Origin of the sequence: Bradyrhizobium sp. Cp5.3 (assembly GCF_000426265.1) — a bacterium.
GTDB lineage: Bacteria > Pseudomonadota > Alphaproteobacteria > Rhizobiales > Xanthobacteraceae > Bradyrhizobium > Bradyrhizobium neotropicale.
This window is the reverse complement of the sequence record NZ_AUFA01000034.1, coordinates 13,625-32,392: the sequence shown is the minus strand read 5'-3', so window position 1 is coordinate 32,392 and position 18,768 is coordinate 13,625. Positions and strand designations below refer to the sequence as shown.

Below are 18,768 nucleotides of genomic sequence, written 5' to 3'. Positions count from 1 at the left end.
CTCTGTCACACCGCAATACTACGGCCCCGCTTCGCGGTTTACGGAATCACGACGTTTCACCATTGATATGATTTCCATCATTGAAACGGCTGCGGGCCAGACGAATGTTGTTCAGTGCTCTTGCGCCCTCCCCCGCCCTGCAGCTGACGACCTTCACCGACATCGATGCGTTCCGGCCGGCGGAGCTGTTTGAAGATGCCCGGAGCATCCCGCTCGATGTTGCGAATTTCGAGGCGGCTCGCGCGGTTGTCTGCCTGCCGGCGTGCCGGATCATCGTGATGCAAACCTTTGCGCGCATCCTGGATACGGCCTATCGCACGCCCGGCGGGATGGTGTTGCTGCCGATGTCGGATGATGGGCGGGCGAGTCTCAACGGCGTGGAGCTGGACTCGCGTTTCTTCGTTGCGCTCCGCGGCAACGACGACTGCCATTTCGTCGAACCCGGGACCAACCTTCACGCGATGCTCATCCTCTCGCCGGCCTTGCGGGATCGCGGCTGGTTCGACCGGGCCGACATGATCCAAGCCTATGCCCCGGACCGCGCCGCCCTGATGCATGTGCGCCAGCTCATCCTCGACATCCTGCGAACGGCCAGCGCCGAGCCGGGCCTGTTCGCGATTCCCGAGATTGCCGCGCATCTCCAGGAGGGGCTGCTCCTCGCCATCGATGAACTGTTTCGCGTCGATCTGCGCACAGCCGGCGACAGCCGGATCGCGAACGGGCGGTCGTCAAGGCTGATAGAGCGGCTCGACGACTACGTCGCCGCCCATCCGATCGCCCCGATCTATTCGGAAGGGCTCGCGAGCGAATTTGGCGTCTCGATGCGCACGCTGGGCAGTGCCGTGTCGAAGCTGCGCGGGATGAGCCTGCACCAGTACATCCGGTTGAAGCGGCTGTGGGCGGCCCGCGCCCGGCTTCTGAAAGGCGGCGGCAGCCTGACCGTCGCAAGCTGCGCCCGCGCACAAGGCTTCCACCACATGGGCGAATTCGCCGCGATCTATCGCGCGACCTTCAACGAAGCACCCTCGGAGACCCTGGCGCGCGGCCGGCTGCTCAGTCTTCGGACCGCGTAGCCTGTTGCGCCGGTCGCGGGGCCACGCGCCATTAGAACACAGACAGAACAAAAACCGGTGGATGGTTGCGCGCTTGCGCAACTAACTTTTGGTGTTCCGCGTCTTGCTCGCGCCCCTGAGCGGCACTGCCGGTGAAGGAGCCGGGTTCGCCCAGCCCGCCATCTGCAGGCAGGTGAGCAGGTCGACATAGCTTTGTATTCCACCTGCCGCAGCCTCGCCTTCGCAGCTTTCGCGCGCCGGACCCGGAACAGTCAGCCAAGTCGAACTTAGCTGCTGCTGCGCAAGTGTCTCGTCACGCACGCATTCGTCGGCGTCCTGCGCCAGGGCCAGCCCTGACGCCTTGTCGTCAGCGGAAACATCCCTGCAAAGGGCTTCGACATTGAAAACGGGCACACGGTCGGAAATCGGTATCGCGGGCTGGCCAAGAAGCGATAGTGCCAAAAATGCTGCTTTCATAAGATCCCCTCCCTTGAAACGGGTTGGATGCGGCAGCTTGAGGGAAGGTTAGACCCGGTTTGTTTCAGGCTGGCTTCGCCCGGCCGGCAAAGAGTTTCGTCCCGTCCTTGCCCGGCAGCGGATTGTGGGCTTCCCGATTGACGCCGGTGGTAGGGACGCCGAGCCTGCAGACATTCCCGGCCATGGAACCGCGGGAGATAACCGCCGCAAAAAGACTGAAAGTGGCGCGCTCGGAGAGATTCGAACTCCCGACCCTCGGAATCGAAATCCGATGCTCTATCCAGCTGAGCTACGAGCGCTTCGGCCCGACCGTCGGGCCACTACCGAGATACGCCTGTTCGGTGCCTTCAGGACCAGCACCAAGCGTGATGTTCGGATGCGTTCGACTTAGCAGAGAGGTTTGACAATAAAAAGCCCCGCCCGCCCTGAGCAGACGGACGCGCTCACCAGGTCGTGTTGAAGAGGCCGAAATGCGGCTGCTGCGCCATCAGCATCATCGGCCTGCCCTGCGGTTGCACCGGCCGCGCCCTGGCGACCCTGCGCTTGGACGCCTTGGCCTCGGTCTTCTTGACCGATCCTGCCTCAGCCTTCGACCCGGGCGGGATGAATTGGGCAAATGTCTCGCGGACCCGCGCCTTGGCCGACATTTCGTTCAGGACGGGTGACGCGGTTGCCTGCGGCGCGGCAACAGCGGCCGTGTGCACGACGGGCGCGGCGATCGTCGGCTTGCTGGTATCGAGCACGACGCGTTCCGGCAGGTGGCGATCCGACCGGATGCGGATCGGCGGCGGATCGTTGCTTGCGCTCGCGATGCCCTGCGTCGCGGGGGGCGCCGGCCATACGAAATCCGCCGCGAGCAACAGAGCGAGCAGCGCTCCACCGACGAACATGAAATACCGAAAGATGGGCATTGGACATCGCTCCGTGCGCGCTTCCAGGCGCGGGCACTCCGCGTTAACCGGCGATCCTTTAATTGGTTCATAAGTGGGGCTGTTCGGTTCAACCGGCAACGCCACGTTTTTTGGGCGACGCGGCATTAACGGTAACTTTTCCGCTATCGGAACCTGCGGCCGCTTACGCGCGCCGCGCTGCGATCACCGAGCACTTGGCCTGATCGGCATTGACGTTGATAACGCCGACGGAAATGCGCGCAAACGTCTTGCGGCTCTTCATGCTCACGATTTCGGGAAGCACGCGGCTGCGATCGGTCAGATGGCTGCCGTCGCGCCGGGTGAAGGCACAGACGATCTCGAGATCCTTTACGGCATAATCATTGTCGTTTCGCAGGGTGAACGTCACGAGCGCCTTCGAGCCAAGCCCGCCACGTCGCCAGGTCTGGGAGGAGATCCGCAGGTGATCGAGCTCGGCTGCCGCGGCCTGGCTTGCCGCAGGGGTTGTGGCCGGCGCGGGATCGACGGTCGCCAACTCGGATTTCCGCGGCTCGCCTTCAGCACTGTTGCCCTTGGAAGGCGTCAGCATCCAGACACCACATCCGACAATCAGTGCGGCCAGCAACCACAGGAGGCTTCGGCCACATGAGACGCCTATGATCGTCGCTCTCCGTGCCAGACGGTCGCCGATCCCGGCGAAGCGTCCCAACCCGATCCGGTCAAACCCTGCGTTCATGGGTGCACCCCCGACAGCGGCCGAAGCACGTTCTGTGCATCACGCTTCCTGCAAGGCCGATACGGCCTTTCGATAAGGGATTCGACCGCTAGTTACTTAATCCAATAGGGGAACTATGGTTCCCGCGCTCATGCGAATTCGGGAACGACGGTGGCGACTGCCGGCCGGGGTCGCTAACATGCACTGCAACATCGCAAGCCCCTGTCGGGAGGAAATGAAATGCCAGTCGTCACTTGGGATCACGTCCATCTGCGCAGCCCCGATCCGGAGGCCACGGCGGCCTGGCTGCGGGATATCCTCGGTGGCGAGATCGTGCGCGCGCCGGGGCGGATCGACGTGAACCTTGGTGGCGCCAGGATCTTCATTGCGCCGCTGGAGGGCGACAATGCCGTCAGCCCGCCCCCGCCGCATCCCCATCAGGGCCTCGACCATTTCGGGCTCACGGTGAAGGACATCGACGCCGTCGCCGCGGAGATCAAGGCCAAAGGCGTCGAGTTCACGCGCGAGCCGACGACGATCCGGCCCGGCGTCCGCATCTGCTTCATCCGCGGCCCGGAAGGCATCTCCATCGAGCTGCTCGAGCGCGACAAGAAGTACACCTGATGCCGCGTGGGCGGCGCTCGATGCCGCCCAAGCCCAGGTTGCGTCGGCTAGGTCATGCTGCCCGGCATGAAGCAGCGGATGGTGACGCCCGTGTAGCCGTAGATCGGCCATACCATGGTACGTCCGACCCGATTGGGCTCGGAGATTACGGCTTCCTCGGGCACATCGACCCAGACGAGCTCTTGCGCCTGACCATTCACCACATAGTCATAGCGCGGGACGCGGACACGATAGTGCCCGTCCTTGCTCTCCCAGTCGGAGTCCGAGATCGCCGAACCGTCGGCATCGGAGCAGCATGGCCCCTTGCCGCTGCGCAATCCGTCGAACCAGGCCTTCAATTCGGCATTGGTGTTGACGAATTGGCCGCGGTCGCGCGCGTGCCCCAAGGGGGCAACGAGCGCAACCAGCAGGAACGCGCAGCCGAGCCTGCGCACGCTTCGCCAGCGTGTCGCTTTGCCAACCTGCTCTGCTTCGCAATTCGTGGGACGCGTACCGTACAGGCGCGGCTCATCGCCGCCGGAATAGATCCAGTGGGTCACGTTCGTCTTGCTCCAGCACCCCGCGGCCAGTGCAATGATGGTTATGCATTTCGCGGGCCAACTCCGATTCGAAACGACTGGTCCCGCGGCACTATGAGGCCGTCATATCCGCGTCACAGACAAGCCGGGATAACTACGGTTCGCGGCATTGATCAGCGCTGTCAGTCGCCAATCTGACGCGTTGCGCAGGCGAACGCGCTTTGGCATAAAAGCTGGACCGGTCCGCCTTGGGCGAAGGTGGCCGACCTGCGGGCGTTATGAAAAACGGTCTTTATTCGATTCATGTGGCGCTGCTTGATGGTCGAGTCGGCAAGGGCAGCGGCGTGATCCTGTTTCGCGACGGCCAGATTCTTGGCGGCGATGCCTACCTCTATTACACCGGCAGCTACACGGTGAAGGACAACACCTTCAAGGGCGAGGTGCTGGTGCAACGGCACACCTCCCCGCGCGGCGACGACAATCCCCTGTTCGGCGGCCCGGCCCCGGTCGGCATCGGCGTCAGCGGCACCTTCACCGATACGCGCGCGGAGATGACCGGGACGGCGCTCGTCGGCAAGGCCAGCCAGATCTTTGGCGCCACGCTTCGCAAGCTTTCGGACGTAGACTAGCTATTCCGCAGCCTGCTCGAGCGGCGCCGTGCGCGGCAGGATCATCTGGATGCGCGTCCCGCCGCCCGGCTCGGAATCGAGATCGAGCCGTCCACCCAGCCGGTTGGTGACGATGCTGTAGACGATGTGCAGGCCGAGGCCCGTGCCGCCCTGGTCGCGCCGCGTCGTAAAAAACGGATCGAAGGCGCGGCGGCGCACATCCAGGCTCATGCCGCAGCCATTGTCGCAGAAGATGATCTCGACATTGTCCTTGCCGGACTCGCGCACCTGGATGTCGATGATCCCCGGACGTCCGTCCGGGAAGGCGTGCGCCACCGCATTGAGGAACAGGTTGGTCAGCACCTGGCCGTACGGGCCGGGATAGCTGTTCATGGTCAGATCGGGCTGACAGTCGACGTTGAGCGTCAGGTTGTGTTTGCGCAGGCCCGGCCGCAGGCTCATCACCACCTGCTCGGTGAGGTCGGCAAGGTCGAAGGTGCGCTGGTCCGAATAGTTGCGGTCGGCAGCGACCTGCTTGAACGACTGGATCAGCTCGGCGGCGCGGTTGAGATTGGCCACGAGCTGCGAGGACGCATCGCGGCTGGTGTTGAGATAATCGTTCAGCGTCGAGCGGCGCAGCTCGCCCCGCTCGACATCGGCGCTGAACATCGCGGTCTTGCGCTCGAGCGCGGAGGCGACCGTCAGGCTGATGCCGACGGGATTGTTGACCTCATGCGCGACGCCGGCGACCAGCCGCCCGAGCGCCGCGAGCTTCTCCGCCTCGATCAGCGAGGCCTGGGTCTCGCGCAGATTGCGCAGCGCGGTCTCGGCGGCTTCCTTCGCCTTGCGCATCTCCAGCTCGCCGCGTTTGCGCTCGCCGATATCGAGCGCCACGGTGACGATCCGCTCGATCTCGCCCTCGGTATCGAGCAGCGGCAGCTTGTTGACGAGCCATTGCCGCATGCTGCCGGAGGCGTCCTTGTACTCCTCCTCGTAGAAGCCGAGCCCCTTGCGGAGCTTGAGCACCCGCTTGTCGTTCTCGTCGGTCTTGGCGGCGCCGTAGCGCGACATCAGGTCGGCCGTGGTGCGGCCAAGCGCATCGCCGGGCTCGATGCCGAAGATGCCGGCCATGTAGCGGTTCATCAGCACATAGCGCAGGTCGCGGTCCTTGACGTTGATCACGGCGGGTACGGTGTCGATAACCTGCTGCAGCAGGCGCCGGCCCTCGGCGATCGCATCTTCAGCGCGCTTCTGGTCGGTGATATCGCGCAGCGTGCCCTCGTAACGGACGATCCTGCCCTGCTCGTCCCGCACGCCTGTCGCACTGTCCGAGAGCCACAAAATGTTGCCGCTGCGCTGGCGCACCTGGTACTCGAACTCGCGCACCATGCCGTCGCGCTCCATCAGCCGCTGATATTCGGCGCGCGCCTCGGGATGGACGTAGATGGTGTGGGCGATATCGTTGATGCTGTCGATGAGGTGTTGCGGACTGTCGTAGCCCATCATCCGCGCCAGCGCCGGATTGGCGTTGAGGAGGTCGCCGGCCGGCGTCGTGACATAGATGCCGTCGACCGAGCCTTCGAACAGCTTGCGATAGCTCTCTTCGGCAAGCCGTTGCTCGGTCAGCGCGCGCACCGCGGCCTCGCGCGCCGTGTCGGCCTCCTCCAGCGCACGGCGGAACACCTCGGCGGCGCGGGCGATGTCGCCGATTTCGTTGTCAAGGTCGGCCGACGGGATCGACGCGTTCTTCTCGCCGGCAGCGAGCGCGCGGATCGACCTTGCGATCTTTGCGAGCGGCCGGACGGTCCGCCGCACGACGAAGGCGGCCGCGACGATGCCGATCAGCACGCCGATCGTGCCGAACACGATGCTCTGCCATCTCGCCTCGGTCAGCGTACGGGCGAAGTCGCGCGACAGCACGTGGCCGCGCCGCGCGCTGACCTCGCGCAGCAATTCGGTGACGCGGCCGATCAGACGGCCCTCGGTACCCAGCACCTCGCGGTCGATATCGGCGATCTGCCGTTCCCGGACGGCCACGGCGATGATGGCCTCGGCATAGCCGTCCACCGCTGCCTTCAGCTTGGTGTCAGCGATATCCATCGTCCGCATGCTCTGCGCGGCCTGCTCGGCCGCCGACGGATTGCGCGCCAGCAACCCCAGCGCGATCCGGCTCTGCGCTTCCGACAGGTGGGCCGCCAGCTCGCGGTCCGCGGTTCCGGCGACGGCCGCGTCGAACTGGTCGCGCAAGGGCGGCAAGCCGGCCAGCAGCTGGGCGCGCCGGTCGATCAAGGTGGAGATGCGATCCAGCCCGCTGCGGTAGGTCGCGAGCCGCTCGGTGACCCCGTCGATCATGTCCTGCTGCTCGGGCGCGAGCTCGATGCGGGTCTTCTTCAGGATGTCGCTGAGCGTCGCGGCCGCCTCGCCGACCTGCTTGAACTGGATGCCGGCGCCGGGATCGGTGACGAAGTCACGTGCGGCCAGCCGCAACTCGTTCATGCGCCGGTCAATGTCCTCGGCGAGATCGCCGACACTCTGGAGCCGCTGCAGCTCCGCGAAGGTGGAATCGATGTGCCGGATCGCGATCACGCTCGCCGTCGAGGTGACGATGATCACCGCCAGCACCAGCAGGAAGCTGCCGAACGTCAGCTGGCCGATGGAGAGCGAGAATATTCGCTTTTTCTCGGGGTTCGGCGACAATTCGGCGGACATTGGTGTGGTGACCGGGCTCCTGGCAGCCCAATATACGACGTCTTGCGGCCTTGGGGGAACATGCCTTCGGCCGCGGAATATCCTTAAAATTGCAAGCCGCGACCGCCCGCCCTCCTCGGTTAACCTTTCCGGTCAGGACGTTTTGACGCTGACCGGGCCCCTCGCCGGGATGGTCATGGCGGCAACGCCGACGACGACGCAGGCAAGCCCGATCCAGGCGGTCTGGCTCAGGCTTTCGCCGAGGAAGGCGACGCTGATGGCGACCCCGATGGGCACGCGGAGATAGGCCTGCGCGGTGGTGCCGACCGAGCCGAGGGTCTGGATCAGGCGGAAGTAGATCGCGAACGCCGCGGCGGTCGAAAACACGGCGAGCGCGAGCAGCGCCAGCACGGAAGCCCGCGAGGGCGATAACGTCCAGGGCTGCTCGACCACGAGCGAGGCCGGGATCAGGGCCGCCGCCCCCGCCAGCAGCGAGCCGGCGGCGGGCGCCATCGGATCGAGGCCCTTGAAGCCGCGGCTGAAGATCGCGGCGCAGGCGTAGCAGATGGTGGCGGCGACGATCGCCGCCTCCGCGACGAGGCCGCGGCCGACGTCATGAAATGCATCGACGCCGACGATCAGGCAGATGCCGGCCATCCCGGCGACCACCCCGACCAGCTTGCGCGGCGTCGTCGCCTCGTGCCGGGTCACAGTGACCGTGAACAGGAAGGTGAAGATCGGCGCGGCCGAATTGAGGATGGTGGCGAGCGCGGCATCGACATGACGCTCGCCCCAGGCAATCAGCGTCCAGGGGATGACGCTGTTGAGCACGGCCTGGAAGGCGAAGCGCTGCCACGTCGCGGCGTCCGTCGGCATGCTGATGCCGCGCGCCCGCATCACCGCGAGCAGCAAGAGGCCCGCGATCGCGGTACGCGCCGCGATCAGCGTGATCGGCGGGATGGTGGCAACGCCGAGCTTGATGAAGGTGTAGGAGCCGCCCCAGAGCGTGGCGAGCGCAAGCAGCAGCGCCAGCTCGACGGTGATGTTGGTGTCCTGCCGGCTATCCATGTCACGCGGTCCGTCCTGCCTCGAGGCAGCGGAACTTACCGCGTCAGGATCACCGATAATTCGCTGCATATCGAAGTATGTCAGCCGACCGCGCCGACCTCGAACACCTCGCCGTCATAGCCGGCCTCGCGGGGAATGCGGAGCTGGCGGCCGCTTTCGGTCTTCGTCATCACCGGCATGACCGTGACGATGGACATGCCACGGGCGTGGTCGATCGCCGCGCTCACGCTGCCCTGCTTCGCCAGCCGGATCAGGTTGCGCGTGGTCGGGAACGGCAGCTTGAAGCGCCCGCTCTCGCCGCCCTCCACTGCCTCGCGCGGCGACACCCAGATCGAATCCGTCGACTCTCTGCCGTCATGCGCACCGAGCTGGTCGGGCGGCGCGGCCGCAAGGAAGAACCAGGTGTCGAAACGCTTGGGCATGCCCTCCGGCGTGATCCAGTGCGCGTAAGGCACTAAAGTATCCAGCGCGAGCTGGAGGCCGTTGTCGGCGAGAATGCTGAGAAAGCTGATCTTGTGCTCGTTGAGCGCGACCCGATGCTTGTCCGCGATCTCGCCGGCACGTTTGGCATCGACCGGCGCGGATGAGCCTCTCAACCGCGCCAGCAGGATGCCGCTCTCCTCAAAGGTCTCGCGGATCGCGGCGATGCGGAAGCCCCGATCGGCCTCGCTCAGTCCCTCGCCGCCTGAATACAGGTCGGACCGGGCGACGATCTCGTTGTCGCCGGCATCGACGCTGCCGCCGGGAAACACCAGCGCGCCCGAATTGAACTCGATCTGATGATGGCGGACCATCATGAAGACTTCGATCTCGTCGCGGCTGTCGCCGTCTACACTCGCGCAGTCGCGCAGCAGGAGGATCGTCGAAGCGGGACGTGATGCTGATGTCTCGGCCATGCGATTAACCTGCGGCGCTCGATTGCGGCTGGAGATTGGCGCGCTTGTCGACGCGGGCGACGCGCGACAGGAGATAATCGACCTCCGCCTTCGCCGCCGGGGTGATGGTCGCGCCGGGCTTGCGCTGCGCGCTGGAGGCGATGATGCCGCGCTTCTGGAGAACGTATTTGCGTACGGCGAGCCCTGCCCCGGGCTGCTGCTCGTAGCGGATCAGCGGCAGATGCGCGTCGAACAGGTCATGCGCGGCATCGCGCTTGCCCTCCTTCGACAGCCGCACGACGTCTATCAGCAGTTCGGGGAAGGCGTAGCCGGTCATCGCGCCGTCGGCGCCGCGCTCCATCTCGAAATCGAGGAACAGGCCGCCATTGCCGCACAGGATCGAGAGCGGCCGCAGCGAACCGTCCTTCTGGAAGTTGCGCAGCGTCGAGATCTTCTCCAGTCCCGGCCAGTCCTCGTGCTTGAGCATCACGCAGTTCGGATTGTCGGTGACGATCTTGCGGATCACCGTGGGGGTGAACACCACCGACAGCGTCAGCGGATAGTCCTGAAGCACCCAGGGCACGTCGGGGCCGATCGCTTCGGCCGCCTGCTTGAAATAGCCGGTGATCTGGTCGTCGGTGCGCAGCGACGGCGGCGGCGCGATCATCACGCCGGCGGCGCCTGCATCCATCGAGGCCTTCGCCAGCGAGCGCATGGTGGCAAAGCCCGGCGCCGAGACGCCGACGATCACCTGCATCTTCTTGGCGCGCTTGACGAAGCGCACCGCCACCTGCTCGGCCTCGGCGGCATCGAGCTTCGGCGCCTCGCCGAGGATGCCGAGCACCGTGACGCCGTCGCAGCCGACCTCCTCGTAGAAATCGGTCAGGCGGTCGATCGAGCGCTCATCGATCCGGCCGTCATCGTGGAACGGCGTCGGCGCGATTGCGAAGGTGCCCTTGGCATCGGCGGTGAGTTTCATAAGTGCCTCGTCTCTCTCTAATTGTCATTCCGGGGCGCGACGCAGTCGCGAGCCCGGAATCCATAACCACGCTGCGTGTGCGGCTTGCCGCATTCGCAGAAAACTAAAAATAGGCGCGCCGGCCTATTTGGGTTGCGCGAATGGCCCAAGGGCCAAACGCGCCGGGAGTATGGATCCCGGGCTCACGCTTCGCGTGCCCCGGGATGACGGCAACTCCTAAAACCGCCGCGCGCCCATCTTGATCTGCTCCTCGGAGAAGAAGATCTCCTTGGCGTGATCGACGATGTCCTGGGCGTTCCAGCCGGTGTGCGGCGGTTTCCAGCCTTCCATCTCCATCATCCGCATTTCGCGCACGCCGCGGGGCCCGGACACGCCCAGCACCTTGCCGGTCTGGTCGCCCGACAAATCGCTGACCATGTATAGCACGGCCGGCGCGATGCCGTCCGGCCCCAGCGCGGCACCGGGGTTCTCCTTATAGCGGGGCAGGTCTGCGGTCATGCGGGTCAGCGCGCCCGGGGCCAGCGTCCAGATCCGGATGTTGTATTTGCGGCCCTCGATCGCCAGCACGTTGGACAGGCCCCAGATGCCGCCCTTGGCCGCGCCGTAATTGGTCTGGCCGAAATTACCGATCAGGCCCGAGGTCGAGGAGGTGTTGACGATGACGCCGCCGCCGTTTTCCCGCATCCAGCGAAACACTGGCATAGTGCAACAAAAGGTGCCCTTGAGATGCACCTTGATGACCTTGTCCCAGTCGGCCTCGGAGGCTTTTGCGAAGGTCTGGTCGCGCAGGATGCCGGCATTGTTGACAAGGATGTCGGCGCGGCCGAAGTGCTTGATGGCGTCGTCGAACACCGACTGGCCGCCCTCCATGGTGGAGATGTCGGCGCCGTTGGCGACCGCCTTGCCGCCTTCGGCCTTGATTGCGTCCACCACCATCTGCGCCATCGACTTGTCGGCGCCGGAACCGTCACGGGGCCCACCGAGGTCGTTGACGACGACGGATGCCCCTTCCCGCGCGAACAGCTTTGCGTAGGCCTCGCCGAGCCCCCCGCCCGCGCCGGTGATCAGCGCGACTTTGCCGTCGAGTAGTCCCATGGTGGCTTCTCCCTGTTTCTTGTTTCTTCGCCTCTCCCCGCAAGCGGGGCGAGGGAGTACGCCGCCGGTGCCTTCCTAACCGAGCACCGTCTTGCCGTTCTTGATCACGGTGACGCCGCGCGACTTCACCTTGGCTTCGAACGAGATCACGTTGCCGTCCTTCCAGAGGTCCATGGTCACGATCTCGCCGGGATAGACCGGGGAGGAGAACCGCGCGACGTGCTGGCGGAAGGCGGCTGGGTCGTAGTCGGCATAGGTCTGCAGCACGCCGCGGCAGGTGATGCCGTAGGTGCACATGCCGTGCAAGATCGGGCGCGGGAAGCCGGCCTTCTTGGCGAACTCGGGATCGGAGTGCAGCGGGTTGCGGTCGCCGCAGAGGCGATAGACCAGCGCCTGGTCGGGACGCGTGGTGATGTCGATGCTCTTGTCGGGCGCGCGCGACGGGATCTGGTGCGCATCGGGCTGGATCAGGTTCGGCCCGCCGAAGCCGCCATCGCCGCGGGCGAAGCGTGAGGCGACCAGAGTTGCGAGCTTCTCGCCCTTCTCGTTCTTCAGCACGGTCTGGTGGCTGATGACCACGCCCTTGTCCTTGCCCTTGTCGTAGACCTCGAGCACGGAGGAGTCGGCGGTGATGTGCGCGGCGGTCGGCAGCGGCTGGTGGAAGGTGATGTCGCGCTCGCCGTCGACCACCATCACGCGGTTGAGGTTCATCTCGCCGGGACCCGAGCCCCAGGCGGCCACGGAGGCGAAGGTCGGCACCACCTTGAGCGGCCGGGGCGTCAGCGTGCCCTCGTTGACGAAGGCGAGCTCGCTCTCGTCCATCGGATCGGCGCCGAGCCCGATGCCGTAGGCATAGAGCATCACTTCACGGTCGGTGTAGGCGTATTTCTGGCCGAGGTTCTTGAGGGATTTAAGTTCTTCGTATCTGGCGGACATTTTCTTGGTTTCCTCCCCGGATATTTTGGGCGCCGCTGCTCGTTGATGTGCCCTCTCCCCTTGTGGGAGAGGGCAGCGAGGACATCACGGCAAACTCGTTTGGGTGAGGGGTTGGCTCCACAGCGAGACTCTTCGTGTGGGCAGAGACTCCTCATCCGGCGCTTCGCGCCACCTTCTCTCACATCCGCCTTCGCCAAGGCTTCGGCGGACATGAGGGGAGAAGGGAAAGCACCTTCTGCTACACCGGCGTGAAGAACGGCAGCGGCGCGCCGTCCGTCGGCTTGAACACCACCTTCACCTTCTGGCCGATCTTCAGCGTCGTGAGATCGCAATCGACGAGGTTGGTCTGGAGTGACGGACCCTCCTTCAGCGTGACGTAGCCGATCGCGTAAGGGCCGGTCGGCGACTTCCGCATCAGGCTGTAGGTGTAGATCGTGCCCTCGCCCGAACTTTCCTCCCACACCGTCTTGTCCGAATAGCAGAACGGGCAGATCGAACGCGGGAAGTAATGCGCTTCGCCGCAGGCGGTGCAGCGCTTGATCATGAACTTGCCCTGCTTCGCTGCTTCCCAGAACGGCGCCGTCTCGGCGTTGGTCACAGGTGCCGGATATTTCTTTGCTTCGCTCATCACACGCGCTCCAGAATGGCCGTCGAGGCCGCGTGGCGGACGCCGAGCAGGCCGCCGGTGCCGTGGGCGATGGCGAGATCGCAGTTCGGAACCTGCACCTTCGGATGCGCCTCGCCGCGCAACTGCCTGACGGCCTCGATGATCTTGGTCATGCCGCCGCGGTTGACGGGATGGTTGCTGCAGAGGCCACCGCCATCGGTGTTGAACGGCAGCTTGCCGACGCCAGAGATCAGATTGCCGTCGGCGACGAACTTGCCGCCCGAGCCTTTCTTGCAGAAGCCGAGGTCCTCGAGCTGCATCAGGACGGTGATGGTGAAGCTGTCATAGATCGAGGCGTATTTGATATCCTTCGGTGTGATGCCGGCTTCGTCAAATGCGCGCGGGCCGGACCAGACGCCGGCGGAATAAGTGAGGTCGAGGTCTTTGCCGCCGCGCGGGCCCTTCATCGCTTCGCCATGGCCGATCAGGCGCACTTGCGGTTTCTTCAGGCTCTTGGCGATCTCGGGCGTCGTCACGATCAGCGCACCGCCACCGTCGGAGACGACGCAGCAATCCATGCGATGCAAGGGATCGGAGATCATCGGCGAGTTCAGCACGTCCTCGACGGTGACGACGTCCTTGAGCATCGCATGCGGATTGTATTGCGCATGATGCGAGGCCGCGACCTTGATCCAGGCGAGCTGCTCGCTCGTGGTGCCGTAGTCGTGCATGTGGCGCATGGCACACATGCCGTAGGCATTGTGCGTGGTCGCACCGTAAGCCAACTCGAAATCGGCCTCGGCACCGGCCGCACGCGGCGGCATCACGCCGGTGCGCGGCTTGCCGGCGAGCGTGATCAGCGCGATCGAGCACTTGCCCGCCGCGATCGCTTCGGCCGCGTGGCCGAGATGGATAATGTAGGAACAGCCGCCGGTCTCGGTGGAATCGACGTGGCGCAGCTTTTTGGTGTTGAGGCCGAGGTAATCGACCATCGGCCAGGCGCCGCCGGGGGCGTCGCCGGCGCAGAAATAGCCGTCGACATCGTCCTTGCTGAGCCCGGCATCCTCGATCGCCCCCTTGGCGACCTCGGCGTGGAGCTGCGCGGTGGATTTGTCCGGCGCATGCCGGGTCGGGTGTTCAAAAATCCCGGCAATGTAGGCCTTGCCCTTGATGGTCAAAACTTCAGGTCTCCGCTGGCGTTTCTTCTTGCTCCGTTTTTCTGAACCGCGGATGCCCCGTTGGCAAGCGCGGAAATATTCCGTCGGGCGAGAGGGCAGCGGGTCGACGCAAGTGGGGCTTCCGCCGAGCATCCGTTGCCGCAGGGATAACCCTGCGGAGCCTAGTGATGCATCTCTAAAACAATGACCGGCGCGCACGAGGCTCCCCGCCAAACAGTCGCCACGTAGCAATAACCGCCCGCGTAATCGTCGAGACAAAAGGAATCCGTATCCCGCGAAACCAGGCGGTCTTTCACCTCAGCCTTCCAGAAGGCAAAGCGATCGGCCTCGGATATCCACTTCAGCGGTTTTCCAACATCCGCCACCACGAAGGTCGAATGATCCCGCAGAAGGCGCTCGATTTCGACCCCGCCCACCGCTTCGGCCGAGCGCGCATCCAATACGCCCTCGCCGCTCCGCAGCTCGGTGAGCGGCAGTTGTGTCACGATGCGATGAGCAGGATCCATAGTTCACCTCAACACGCCGCGGACAGGCAGGATGTGCAAAGTCGTAAAGGTGTTTTGCCCGACGGCACAAGCGATTTCTATTTTTCGAAAACAACCCCATGCAAAGTAGCCGGTGGTATCTCGCCCGCCAAGCGACACAATGGATTGTAGTGCTATAGGGTGGGTTAGCCGAAGGCGTAACCCACCTCTTTACTTTCCGCATGGAGAGAGAAGTGGTGGGTTACGCTGCGCTAACCCACCCTACGCACTGCGTCCGAGGCGCGACGCCCTACTCCGCCGCGATCTGCCTCGGCGCGGAGGGCGGGCTTGCGAGGTCGGCGGCGAGCTGGGCGTAGCGGACCTTGGCGTCCGCGACCGCCTTCTCCTTCACCGGGCCGTAGCCGCGGATGCGGTCGGGCAGCGACAAGAGCTCCACCGCAGTGTCGATCGTGACCGGCGACAGCAGGCCGAGCACGGTGGCGACGTCCTTCTCGTAGCCCGCGATCAGATCGCGCTCGAGCTTGCGGTCGGCGCTACGGCCGAAGATGTCGATGGGCGTGCCGCGCAGGAACTTGAATTTTGCAAGCACACGGAATGCCTTCAGCATCCACGGGCCGAAGGCGCGCTTCTTCGGGCGGCCCAGCGCGTCGACGCCGTTGCTGAGGATCGGCGGGGCGAGGTTGAAGCTGAACTTGTAGTCGCCTTCGAACTGGTCGCGAAGCTGCTGCTCGAAGGCGCCGTCGGTGAAGAGGCGCGCGACCTCGTACTCGTCCTTGTAGGCGAGCAGTTTTGCGTAGTTGATCGCGACCGCGCGCGGCAGCGCGTCGTCATAGCCGCCCTTCACCGCGACGTCTCGGACCTGGTCGACGAGCTTGCGATAGCGCTTCGCCAGACGACCATTCTGATAGGCCGTCAGATGCTTGGTGCGATGCTCGATGACCTCGTCCAGCGTCATTGCGTCCAAGGTCTTGGGCGCAACGACCTCGTCAGTCCCCTTCAGCATGTCCGCAAGGCGCGCGGGATCGGCGACCGCGAGACGGCCGAGGCGGAAGGCCTCTTTGTTCATCTTGATCGAGACGCCGTTGACCTCGATCGCCTGCTCGATCGCTTCCGCCGACAGGGGCAAGAAGCCCTTCTGATAGGCGTAGCCCATCATCATCATGTTGGTGGCGATAGAGTCGCCGAGGAGCTGCTCGGCCGGCTTGGTGAAATCGAAGAACACCGAGTCCCTGTGCAGCGCGGTTTCCAATAGCCCATTCAGCTTGCGGGTCTGGAAGTTGAAATCGCGGTTGAGGATGAAATCGGCGGTGGGAATGACGTGGCTGTTGATGACGCCGCGGGTGCGGCTGGTATCGCAGAGCGAGATCGTGTCCTTGGCGACCGCGACCACCTCATCTGCGGCGAGCACGAGATCGGCCGTGCCGGTGACGATGCGCGAGCAGGTCACCTCGGCCGGATGATCCGACAGGCGGACGTGGCTGAGCACCGCCCCGCCCTTTTGCGCCAGACCCGACATGTCGAGGATCATCGAGGCCTTGCCCTCGATATGCGCGGCCATGCCGAGCAGCGCGCCGATGGTGAGAACACCGGTGCCGCCGACGCCGCCGACCGCGATGTTGTAGGGCTTGTCCAGCGCCGGACGCGAGGCCGGCTCGGGCAGCTCGCCGACGTCAGCGAGCTCGCCAGGTGCACGGTGGCGCGGCGCGCCACCATCGATGGTGACGAAGGACGGGCAGAAACCCTTCAGGCAGGAATAGTCCTTGTTGCAGGAGGACTGGTTGATGGCGCGCTTGCGGCCGAACTCGGTCTCCAGCGGCTCGACCGAGATGCAGTTCGACTGCACCGAGCAGTCGCCGCAGCCCTCGCAGACGGCCGGATTGATCATGACCCGGCGCGGTGGATCCTCCATCAGGCCGCGCTTGCGGCGGCGGCGCTTCTCGGCCGCGCAGGTTTGCACGAACACGATCGCCGACGTGCCCTTGTACTCGCGGCACATCTTCATGACGTTCTGGAGCTCGTCGCGATGATATTTCTTCACACCCGGCGCGATGGTGTTGGCCGGATAGGCGTCCGGGCTTTCCGAGACCAGATAGATCTCGCTGATGCCCTCGGCGTGAAGCTGGGCCATGATTTTCTGCGGCGAGAGATCGCCGTCATGGCGCTGGCCGCCCGTCATGGCGACAGCGTCGTTGTAGAGGATCTTGTAGGTGATATTGGCCTTGGAGGCGATCGCCTGGCGGATGGCGAGAATTCCAGAGTGGAAGTAGGTGCCATCGCCGAGGTTCGCGAAAATGTGGTTCTCGTTGGTGAAGGGCGCGATGCCGACCCACGGCACGCCCTCGCCGCCCATATGCGTGAAGGTTTCGGTCGAACGGTCCATCCACAGCGCCATGAAGTGGCAGCCGATGCCGGCGAGCGCACGGCTGCCTTCAGGGACTTTGGTCGACGTGTTGTGAGGACAGCCGGAGCAGAAATACGGGACGCGGGAGACAGGCGCGGTCGCCTGCATTTGCGTGGCCTGGCGGCCGTTGAACCAGTCGGCCTTGGCGCGGAGCATCTCCGCGATCTCGGGGTTGAGGTTAAGTCGAAGCAGGCGTTCGGTGAGCGAGGTGGCAAGCGAGGCGACGCTGAGCTCGGCGGCGAAGGTCAGGAAGCGCTTGTCGTGGTCGTCCATCTTGCCGACGATGCGCGGGCGCACGTCGTCGCGCCAGTTGAACAGCTCCTGCTTGACCTGGTTCTCGACGATCTCGCGCCGCTCCTCGACGATGAAGATCTCTTCGAGCCCAACGGCGAACTGGCGCACGCCTTCCGGCTCCAGCGGCCAGGGCATGCCGATCTTGTAGAGGCGAAGGCCGATCTTGGCGGCGACCTCCTCGGTGATGCCGAGTTCGCGCAGCGCCTGGCGGACGTCCTCATAGCTCTTGCCGGACGCCATGATGCCGAAGCGCGCGTTCGGCGAATCCATGGTGACGCGGTTGACCTTGTTGGCGCGCGCAAAGGCGATCGCGGCAAATCCCTTGTAGTCCTGGAGGCGACGGTCCTGCTCGAAGCGGTCGTCCGGCCAGCGCAGGTTGAGGCCGCCGGGCGGCAGCTCGAAATCGGCGGGGATGATGAAGGGCTTCATCTCGTCGGTGAGGTCGATCTCGGCGGTGGTCTCCACCGTCTCGGTGATCACCTTCATGCCGACCCAGCAGCCCGAATAGCGCGACATCGCGATGCCGAGCAGGCCCATCTCGATCATCTCGTGGATGCTGGACGGATAGAGATACGGCATCAGGGCCGAGATGAAGGCGTGGTCGGACTGATGCGGAACGGTCGAGGACTTTGCGCCGTGATCGTCGCCGGCGAGGCACAGCACGCCGCCGTTCTTGGCGGACCCCGCGGCATTGCCGTGGCGGAAGACGTCGCCGCAGCGGTCGACGCCGGGGCCCTTGCCGTACCAGATGCCGACCACACCGTCATACTTGGCGCCGGGCGAGAGGTTGAGCTGCTGCGAGCCCCAGATCGCGGTGGCCGCGAGATCCTCGTTCACTCCGGGCTGGAACTTGATGTTGTACTGCTCGAGATGTTTTCGTGCGGCGAAGAGCTGCTGGTCGTAGCCGCCGAGCGGCGAGCCGCGGTAGCCGGAGACGAAGCCCGCGGTGTTGAGACCATTGGCGCGGTCCCGCCGGATCTGGGCCATGGGCAGGCGGACCAGCGCCTGGATGCCCGTGGTGAAGACGTGTCCGGTTTCCTGGGTGTATTTTTGATCGAGACTGATCGGACCCTGGTTGATGCCCATGCTGTCCTCTTTGCCGCCCTGTTCAGGTCTTGCTCAATTAAGGTCGCTTAAGCCGTTGCCTGCCCGTTGTTTTTAGCTAGGGCGCGCGCCGACCACCTCTGCCACTCTATGTCGGATATTTAACGCTTCGCACCACAAATCTGGCTCGGAAGTGGCATCGGGTAAAAATCGCAATTTCGTGGCCGGAAAGGC

17 protein-coding genes and 1 tRNA gene are annotated in these 18,768 nt (G+C 64.7%); 3 read left to right on the top strand and 15 right to left on the bottom strand.

What is annotated here, in order from left to right; genetic code table 11:
• Window positions 1-104: 104 nt before the first annotated feature.
• Window positions 105-1,073 carry an AraC family transcriptional regulator gene (locus K289_RS0131575; protein ID WP_027555134.1) on the top strand — a complete coding sequence of 323 codons (969 nt, stop codon included), beginning with the start codon at window positions 105-107 and terminating at the stop codon, window positions 1,071-1,073.
• An 81-nt stretch (window positions 1,074-1,154) separates the two neighbouring features.
• Here K289_RS0131575 and K289_RS0131570 read toward each other — a convergent pair whose 3' ends face one another.
• The 4 genes from K289_RS0131570 to K289_RS0131555 form a co-directional block, all read right to left on the bottom strand.
• Window positions 1,155-1,529 carry a hypothetical protein gene (locus K289_RS0131570; RefSeq protein ID WP_027555133.1) on the bottom strand — a complete coding sequence of 125 codons (375 nt, stop codon included), beginning with the start codon at window positions 1,527-1,529 and terminating at the stop codon, window positions 1,155-1,157.
• 222 nt (window positions 1,530-1,751) lie between these two features.
• Window positions 1,752-1,828: transfer RNA gene (locus K289_RS0131565), tRNA-Arg, on the bottom strand.
• Between the two features lie 144 nt (window positions 1,829-1,972).
• On the bottom strand, window positions 1,973-2,440 hold the full coding sequence (locus tag K289_RS0131560) for a hypothetical protein (RefSeq protein WP_027555132.1): 468 nt from the start codon (window positions 2,438-2,440) through the stop codon (window positions 1,973-1,975).
• Between the two features lie 163 nt (window positions 2,441-2,603).
• Window positions 2,604-3,155: a hypothetical protein gene (locus K289_RS0131555; RefSeq protein ID WP_027555131.1), complete on the bottom strand. Its 552-nt coding sequence runs from the start codon at window positions 3,153-3,155 to the stop codon at window positions 2,604-2,606.
• 219 nt (window positions 3,156-3,374) lie between these two features.
• Here K289_RS0131555 and K289_RS0131550 point away from each other — a divergent pair, with 219 nt between their 5' ends.
• The gene (locus K289_RS0131550; RefSeq protein WP_027555130.1) at window positions 3,375-3,758 is read left to right on the top strand and encodes a VOC family protein; all 384 of its coding nucleotides are present in this window, start codon (window positions 3,375-3,377) and stop codon (window positions 3,756-3,758) included.
• 47 nt (window positions 3,759-3,805) lie between these two features.
• On the opposite strand, the gene K289_RS0131545 is transcribed toward K289_RS0131550, so the two are convergent.
• Window positions 3,806-4,297, bottom strand: coding sequence for a hypothetical protein (locus K289_RS0131545; protein WP_027555129.1), 492 nt, complete (start codon window positions 4,295-4,297; stop codon window positions 3,806-3,808).
• 257 nt (window positions 4,298-4,554) lie between these two features.
• On the opposite strand from K289_RS0131545, the gene K289_RS0131540 reads away from it, so the two are divergent.
• Window positions 4,555-4,905 (top strand): GrlR family regulatory protein, encoded by a 351-nt coding sequence (locus tag K289_RS0131540; RefSeq protein ID WP_027555128.1) that lies wholly within the window; start codon window positions 4,555-4,557, stop codon window positions 4,903-4,905.
• On the opposite strand, the gene K289_RS0131535 is transcribed toward K289_RS0131540, so the two are convergent.
• From K289_RS0131535 to K289_RS0131490, 10 genes are all read right to left on the bottom strand, one after another.
• A complete protein-coding gene (locus K289_RS0131535; RefSeq protein ID WP_027555127.1) occupies window positions 4,906-7,593 on the bottom strand; it encodes a PAS domain S-box protein in 2,688 nt (895 codons plus the stop codon). It abuts the gene before it with no gap.
• Window positions 7,594-7,725: 132 nt separating this feature from the next.
• Window positions 7,726-8,640: a DMT family transporter gene (locus tag K289_RS0131530; RefSeq protein ID WP_027555126.1), complete on the bottom strand. Its 915-nt coding sequence runs from the start codon at window positions 8,638-8,640 to the stop codon at window positions 7,726-7,728.
• Between the two features lie 80 nt (window positions 8,641-8,720).
• On the bottom strand, window positions 8,721-9,536 hold the full coding sequence (locus K289_RS0131525; protein ID WP_027555125.1) for an NUDIX hydrolase: 816 nt from the start codon (window positions 9,534-9,536) through the stop codon (window positions 8,721-8,723).
• 4 nt (window positions 9,537-9,540) lie between these two features.
• A complete protein-coding gene (locus K289_RS0131520; protein WP_027555124.1) occupies window positions 9,541-10,494 on the bottom strand; it encodes a dihydrodipicolinate synthase family protein in 954 nt (317 codons plus the stop codon).
• Between the two features lie 216 nt (window positions 10,495-10,710).
• Window positions 10,711-11,589, bottom strand: a complete 879-nt coding sequence (locus tag K289_RS0131515) for an SDR family oxidoreductase (RefSeq protein ID WP_027555123.1) — start codon at window positions 11,587-11,589, stop codon at window positions 10,711-10,713.
• 75 nt (window positions 11,590-11,664) lie between these two features.
• On the bottom strand, window positions 11,665-12,525 hold the full coding sequence (locus K289_RS0131510) for a MaoC family dehydratase (RefSeq protein WP_027555122.1): 861 nt from the start codon (window positions 12,523-12,525) through the stop codon (window positions 11,665-11,667).
• Window positions 12,526-12,763: 238 nt separating this feature from the next.
• Window positions 12,764-13,153 carry a Zn-ribbon domain-containing OB-fold protein gene (locus tag K289_RS0131505; RefSeq protein ID WP_027555121.1) on the bottom strand — a complete coding sequence of 130 codons (390 nt, stop codon included), beginning with the start codon at window positions 13,151-13,153 and terminating at the stop codon, window positions 12,764-12,766.
• The gene (locus K289_RS0131500) at window positions 13,153-14,310 is read right to left on the bottom strand and encodes a thiolase domain-containing protein (protein ID WP_027555120.1); all 1,158 of its coding nucleotides are present in this window, start codon (window positions 14,308-14,310) and stop codon (window positions 13,153-13,155) included. Before K289_RS0131500 ends, K289_RS0131505 begins: the two co-directional genes overlap by 1 nt.
• 161 nt (window positions 14,311-14,471) lie before the next feature.
• Window positions 14,472-14,816, bottom strand: coding sequence for a hypothetical protein (locus K289_RS0131495; RefSeq protein ID WP_027555119.1), 345 nt, complete (start codon window positions 14,814-14,816; stop codon window positions 14,472-14,474).
• A 268-nt stretch (window positions 14,817-15,084) separates the two neighbouring features.
• The gene (locus K289_RS0131490) at window positions 15,085-18,576 is read right to left on the bottom strand and encodes an indolepyruvate ferredoxin oxidoreductase family protein (RefSeq protein ID WP_027555118.1); all 3,492 of its coding nucleotides are present in this window, start codon (window positions 18,574-18,576) and stop codon (window positions 15,085-15,087) included.
• Window positions 18,577-18,768 lie beyond the last annotated feature (192 nt).